Annotated in this window: 5 protein-coding genes and 1 pseudogene; 4 read left to right on the top strand and 2 right to left on the bottom strand. The window is 50.8% G+C overall.

Annotation, left to right across the window (positions count from 1 at the left end; all coding sequences use genetic code 11):
• A pseudogene (locus OGY72_RS08020) lies at positions 1 to 293 on the bottom strand (hypothetical protein); the annotation flags it as partial.
• Between the two features lie 169 nt (positions 294 to 462).
• Complete coding sequence (locus tag OGY72_RS08015; protein WP_286547542.1) at positions 463 to 2,514, bottom strand: lipase family protein; 2,052 nt, start codon at positions 2,512 to 2,514, stop codon at positions 463 to 465.
• A 184-nt stretch (positions 2,515 to 2,698) separates the two neighbouring features.
• Between OGY72_RS08015 and OGY72_RS08010 the strand changes: the two genes are divergently transcribed.
• The 4 genes from OGY72_RS08010 to OGY72_RS07995 all read left to right on the top strand — a co-directional run bounded on the left by OGY72_RS08010 (position 2,699) and on the right by OGY72_RS07995 (position 6,318).
• Positions 2,699 to 3,880 carry an MFS transporter gene (locus OGY72_RS08010; RefSeq protein ID WP_003827053.1) on the top strand — a complete coding sequence of 394 codons (1,182 nt, stop codon included), beginning with the start codon at positions 2,699 to 2,701 and terminating at the stop codon, positions 3,878 to 3,880.
• Positions 3,849 to 4,808 (top strand): HTH-type transcriptional regulator YidZ, encoded by a 960-nt coding sequence (yidZ, locus tag OGY72_RS08005; protein ID WP_126956572.1) that lies wholly within the window; start codon positions 3,849 to 3,851, stop codon positions 4,806 to 4,808. Before OGY72_RS08010 ends, yidZ begins: the two co-directional genes overlap by 32 nt.
• A 166-nt stretch (positions 4,809 to 4,974) precedes the next feature.
• On the top strand, positions 4,975 to 5,721 hold the full coding sequence (locus tag OGY72_RS08000; RefSeq protein WP_286547541.1) for a 4'-phosphopantetheinyl transferase family protein: 747 nt from the start codon (positions 4,975 to 4,977) through the stop codon (positions 5,719 to 5,721).
• Positions 5,722 to 5,751: 30 nt separating this feature from the next.
• On the top strand, positions 5,752 to 6,318 hold the full coding sequence (locus tag OGY72_RS07995) for an NADPH-dependent FMN reductase (protein ID WP_003827046.1): 567 nt from the start codon (positions 5,752 to 5,754) through the stop codon (positions 6,316 to 6,318).
• The last annotated feature ends 34 nt before the right edge of the window (positions 6,319 to 6,352 follow it).

Below are 6,352 nucleotides of genomic sequence, written 5' to 3'. Positions count from 1 at the left end.
CCACTGACCTCTTTTGCCCTCCCTGTCCCATACCCGTCACTGAGGCCATAATCTCCAAAATCAAAGATATAACTGGTCTCAATGACTTCTTTTCCTTTCACCAGTGGAATATTATCCGCAATCCTGAAACTTACTCTCAGTGAATTTAGCTGCCACTGGCACGGCCCGCCACCATCAATGGCAATACTGATCTGCCACAGCCCCCCCATACCCTGCCGGACGAAAGGCTGCGTAAAACCGTTGTATCCCCGCACAGGATAAGATTCAAAGCTGGAGTTATAGCTTTTATCCATACACTTTTCAGAGCGGTAAAGAATCTGCATCGGCATTAGAGTGATGCCCTCTGGCATCCGGAATGACACGCTGACACGTCGGGCATTATCAGGAGGGGAAAGCGTCTGATCTGTCTTATCTCTGCACCCACAAAGTAGTGCGATAGTTAACACAATGACGTTAATTCTATTAAAATAATTCAACGCTTTCCTCCGTCACCGCCGCGAAACGAGTCAGGGCATTGCGGCCAATTTCATCAGACTCCGTGAGTTGCAGGGCTATCGGCAGTAAATCCTGAAGCATCAGAAATTCACGGTTACGCTGGATCTCATCCGGCTGCCCGTTACTGGATGCACTTTTCTCAACCTCATCGCGAAAGCGCATCCGCATTTCTTTTCTTCTCATCTTTAGCTCCGGATTTGCCAGTTCAAGCAGTTGATTATGGATGTAGGGCAAATAGCGGTGCGCCATCGAATGGTTTTGCGGGTCCGTACCTAAACCGTTCAGCGTTGGATTGGTATTTTTCGGAAAGGTCTTTGTCAGAGCATGCGGTGCGAGGCACTGGATGAACGTTTCCTGATGCTTACCGCTAGATTTCAGACATTCATCATTCAGAGAAGGAACCAGATATAGTTTCACCCCCACAAAATGGCGCGTGTAGATCTGTCCATCAAGTAGAGTTTTGTGGTTCGGGCTGGCAACCCGCATTGAACACTGCTCAGCCAAGAAAAAAACCACCGTTTTACCGTGATGCCAGTAAGGATCTTTTTTATCTACAAGTCCCACAGACTGATAAGTCAGATCCCGAACTGCACCCCCAAGACCGGCAGCAGTCGTCAGTGACCAGTCAAACCCCAGCTTGTCTCCCAGCAGTCCCCATTTCTTATAAAAAGCGTTATCCAAATCAGCATCCGGAGGGATTTGTGTAATTGAGTCATTGTCGTTGACGTGCCGGTAATGGGTAATGCTGTCCAGAAAAGATATGGCCGCACGGGTAAATGTACGCGGCATTCCGTAGGTATACAGTATGGGATGACTGACTTTCATCTCGGCAGCATAAAGTAATGCCAAAGCTCCCCCCAAGCTGTGACCACAAATAAATAGCGTCTTCGTTCCTTGCTCTAAAGCCCGATTAACCGCATTCAAATTATCCTCAAATTTCCTGTTGGCTAGCTCATAAGCCTCCAGAAATCCTCCATGAACATTTCCCGCCCCGGTCAGTTCCGGCAAACAACGTTTTGGTGCAAATGATAAATCAGTTAGCACATTCAACAGACTATCAGTCCCGCACCATGCAACCAGCACATGCGTGCCACATTCCACCGTAAAGAGCCGGGAGTCCCCCTCCGGTTGATCACTATCTTTCGTGCTCAGATACACTGGTGGGAGATAGCGGTCATGAAAAGGAACATCGACCGCCAACGTGTGGTACCAGGAAGGAAATTCAGCAAACTGAGGAATGCATGATAGATCCTGACACTTATTCCGGAAGAAATAGTTGATAGTTTTATTATCTTTTTCTGCCGCATAAACCAGGTCAGCCATAATACCGAGATTCAGTGCGTTGGCGAGGTCATAGTCTTTTGTGTCGTGCAATGCCAATACCCATGCCCGAAATGGACAGATTTCAATAACGTGTCTTTTTTCCAGTAACTCGCAGGGGATCTCCGTCCCCTTCAAGGAGCGATTCGGTGGGAAATGGAATTCCGGAGCCTCCGGTTCATCCCAGCCTTCAATCAACGGCAGGCGGTCGCATAACTCCCCGATAGTGACATAGTGATACACATGATTAGCCGCTTCTGTTATTTCCTGTACATTCGATCGCCAGCTATTGTCACGGAGGCCCGACCAGAACATATTTTTACTCTCTGGCTGGCTGTTAGGATTACGCCTGACGCCCAGTGGCCGCAGTGTCATCTCGTCAGCCAGTTGCTGCCCATCCGTCTTAACGTCTACAGTTATCCAGAAAAGATCATCAAACCGGACCAATCCTTGATTGTCGGTAACGCCCGCCGGAGGGTTGGGGGGAGGCGTTGGGCTGTAGCTGTTTTCATGCTGATGCCACACTGATGATGTCAGCGGACGATATTCCAGCCTGACATTAAGTCCGCATACAGGAATGTTGTTCTCATCGACGAACTGCAGTTCAAGCCAGTATTTATGCTGCTCTCCACGGCAGTAAACGATTTTTCCTTTCGGGTTTATACTCGTAACACAAGTATTATCACCAACTATTTCCACACCAATCCCTTTAACTTTGCATGGTTATATTTAATTCATCCTATCTCGCACATTTCTTAACCAATATAAATACATTCCGAATTAATAATAATTTCCTAACAGGAAATCACTGTTGTCCAAATGGCAACTCGTGCAGTTGACTCTCTGACCGTATGCTTAGCGCCACATTTCTTATGAGGTCGCTATGACACGCTTTCTAATCTGCAGTTTCGCCCTGGTTCTTCTTTATCCTGCCGGTATTGATATGTATCTGGTGGGGCTGCCCCGTATTGCTGCCGATTTACAGGCCAGCGAGGCGCAACTGCATATCGCGTTTTCGGTATATCTGGCAGGAATGGCGACGGCAATGCTGTTCGCCGGTAAAATTGCCGACCAGTCAGGTCGCAAACCGGTCGCCATAGTTGGCGCACTCATCTTTATTTTCGCCTCTGCACTATGTTCTTTCGCCGAAAGCGGTACTCCATTCCTCATAGGTCGTTTTATTCAGGGCGTAGGTGCGGGCTGTTGCTACGTGGTGGCTTTCGCTATCCTGCGCGACACACTCGACGATCGCCGTCGGGCGAAGGTACTATCGTTGTTGAACGGTATTACCTGTATCGTGCCGGTGCTGGCTCCGGTGATGGGGCATCTGATTATGCTCAAATTCCCGTGGCAGAGCCTGTTCTACACGATGATGGGTATGGGTGTTGCCGTTTGCCTGCTGTCGGTATTTGTCCTGCGAGAATCGCGCCCAGCAACGCTTATGGCGACGACGGAAAAGAACCACACAACCGAATCACTGGTAAACCGTTTTTTCTTAAGCCGTCTGGCCATTACCACCCTTAGCGTGTCGGTGATCCTGACCTTCGTGAACACATCTCCGGTGCTGCTGATGGAAGTGATGGGCTTCGACCGTGGTGAGTACGCTACCACGATGGCCATGACCGCAGGCATCAGTATGGCGGTCTCTTTCTCTACGCCATTTGCTCTGAGCGTATTTAAGCCTCGCGTTCTGATGCTGACCTCACAGGTGCTGTTTCTGTGTGCCGGCGTGGTGTTAACCCTTGCCACTTCACACGCAGTAACGCTTTTCGGGCTGACGTTAATCTGCGCTGGATTCTCGGTCGGCTTCGGTGTTGCGATGAGCCAGGCGCTTGGGCCGTTCTCGCTACGCGCGGGCGTCGCCAGCTCGGCATTAGGTATTGCGCAGGTTTGCGGTTCCTCGCTGTGGATTTGGCTGGCGGCGGTTCTTGGCCTTGATGCGCTGAATATGCTGATCGGGATTCTGATTGGCTGTAGCATAGTGAGTATCATGCTGATTATCACTGTTGCACCTAACCGGTCCGCGCCAACTCATGAAGAAATCCCTCAGCAGTCTCGATCTTAATTTATTGCTCTGCCTGCAGCTGTTGATGCAGGAACGCAGCGTCACTAAAACCGCCAAACGGATGAACGTCACGCCGTCGGCGGTCAGTAAGTCGCTGTCGAAGCTGCGGACCTGGTTTGATGATCCCTTGTTTGTGAACACCCCGCTGGGGCTATCGCCGACGCCGCTGATGGTCAGCATGGAGCAGAGCCTTGCTGAATGGATGCAGATGGGCAATCAGTTGCTCGATAAGCCGCACCATGAGTCTCCACGCGGGCTGAAGTTTGATCTGGCGGCCGAGACGCCGTTAGTGATGATCATGTTCAATGCGCTCTCCCAGCAGATTTATCTGCGCTATCCCCAGGCGACAATCAAAATACGTAACTGGGACTATGACTCGCTGGATGCCATTATTCGCGGTGAAGTGGATATTGGCTTTACCGGGCGCGAAAGCCATCCGCGTTCGCGCGAACTGCTGAGTTTGTTGCCATTGTCGATCGACCATGAAGTGCTGTTTTCCGATCTGCCTTGCGTCTGGCTACGTGAAGATCATCCCGCACTGCAGGAAGAGTGGAATCTGGACACCTTTCTGCGCTATCCGCACATCAGCATTAGCTGGGAGCAAAGCGATACATGGGCGCTGGATGAAGTCCTGCAAGAAATGGGACGCGCACGCAATATCGCGTTATGTCTGCCCGGTTTTGAGCAATCGCTGTTTATGGCCGCGCAGCCGGATCACGCGCTGATAGCCACCGCACCGGTCTATTGCCAGCGTTATAACCAACTCCACCAGCTTCCTCTCGTTGCACGGCCGATGCCATTTGATACGGCGCAACTGGAAAAAATGCGCGTACCGTTCACTCTTCTTTGGCATAAACGTAACAGCCACAATCCTAAGATCGTCTGGCTAAAAGACACGATCAAGGCGCTTTATCGCGATATCTCCTGACGATCCGTAATTTTGGTGTTGCTAAATCGACCATTCTGGCAACAGAAATGTAAATATCGCGTAATGTATCCCATTTCCGCTTAGTTTTTGGGCAGTAAAGCCTGCCCGGAAGCCGTGTAAATGTTACTCTGGTAATAATCACGGACCATTAATCACGGAGCGACAAATGGCGACACATTTTGCCAGAGGGATTCTTACGGAGGGACACCTGGTTTCAGCTCGCCTCCCTTCTCCATGTCATATCGAAGCAAGAGATCTACCCGCTCATCGCCGGACACGTTTCCTGGCTTCCCGAAGTCTTCTCGCTGAACTGATGTTTATGCTTTACGGCACCAGCACGCTGCCCGAAATTGTTACTCAGGCCAAAGGTAAGCCCGTTTTTCGCGATAAGAACCTGCCGGGTTTTTCGATTTCCTATGCCGGGAATATCGTCGGCGTTGTGCTAACAACTGAAGGAACGTGCGGCCTGGATATGGAACTTCAGCGGGCCACCCGCGGGTTTCACAATCCAAATTCAGCGGAAACGTGGCGCTTCTCCAGTAACGAAAACCTGTGGATCAATAACCAAAACGACCCCAACGAAGCACGCGCGCAGCTCATTACATTGCGCCAGAGCGTACTCAAACTCACTGGCGATGTGTGCAATGACGATCCGCGTAAGCTCCAGCTTTTACCCGGCGCAGGGCGTCTGAAATGTGCCCATGTGGCGCAGGTTGAAGCCATTTGCGATGCGGAAGATGTACTGGTGTGGTCAGTTGCGGTTACGCCAACCATTGAAAAACTCAAGGTTTGGGAGTTTGATGGTAAACAGGACTGGAAAAGTTTGCCTGATATCCAGACTCGCGCCAATGAGCCAACGGGTCGTCTGATCCGGTTCTCTCAATTATGTGCAGCGAAGAGCCATACGCTTTGATTTAACCTTCATGATGAAACAGGAGCCACCATGTCTGAAACATTGAATGTTGTTACGTTACTGGGAAGTCTGCGCAAAGGTTCGTTTAATGGAATGGTTGCCCGTACGCTGCCCAAGATTGCTCCAGCGGGAATGGAAGTGAACGCGCTGCCGTCGATTGGTGATATCCCTCTGTACGATGCCGACCTCCAGCAGGAAGAAGGTTTTCCGGCCAGCGTAGAAGCGCTGGCTGAGCAAATCAGAAAGGCTGACGGTGTCGTCATCGTCACACCTGAATATAACTATTCTGTTCCGGGCGGACTGAAGAACGCCATCGACTGGCTGTCCCGACTGCCCGATCAGCCATTATCGGGTAAGCCGGTGCTGATCCAGACCAGTTCTATGGGCGCTATTGGCGGCGCGCGCTGCCAGTATCATCTGCGTCAGATCCTGGTATTCCTCGACGCCATGGTAATGAACAAGCCGGAATTTATGGGCGGCGTCATTCAGAACAAAGTAGACCCGCAGACAGGTGAAGTGATCGACCAAAGCACGCTGGACCATCTGACCGGTCAATTGACCGCATTTGGCGACTACATTCAGCGCGTGAAAGCGTAAAAGAAAAAGCCCGGCGATATGCCGGGCTTGTTTA

This window comes from Citrobacter sp. Cpo221 (assembly GCF_030332345.1).
Lineage (GTDB): Bacteria > Pseudomonadota > Gammaproteobacteria > Enterobacterales > Enterobacteriaceae > Citrobacter > Citrobacter portucalensis.
The sequence above is the reverse complement of the archived record's forward strand: the minus strand, read 5'-3'. Positions and strand labels throughout refer to the sequence as shown.